Raw genomic sequence first — 309 nt, forward strand, 5'->3', positions numbered from 1 at the left:
CAGCATGATGATGATGACGGTGAACGTCAGCATCTCGATCATCCGCATGCTGCGGTCACCGGCGATCTGCTGATCGGCCGCCAGCGCCGCCGGACCGGTCACATACGCCTTGACCCCCGGCGGAGCCTGCACGCTGTCGACAATGTCCTGGACAGCCTCGACCGACTCGTTGGCCAGCGCCTCACCCTGGTTACCGGCGGTGTAGACCTGCACATAGGAGGACAGGCCGTCGGAGCTCTGGGCACCCGAGGCGGTCAGCGGATCGCCCCAGAAATCCTGGACGTGCTCGACGTGCTTGTCGTCGGCCTC

The 309-nt window shown here is 65.4% G+C and carries 1 protein-coding gene; it reads right to left on the reverse strand.

The annotated features are described in order from the left end of the window. Positions 1-309, reverse strand: a 309-nt coding sequence (locus ABQF30_RS29570; RefSeq protein ID WP_448470634.1) for an MMPL family transporter, incomplete at both ends; no start/stop codon positions are given.

The organism is Mycolicibacterium sp. XJ870, assembly GCF_053483975.1.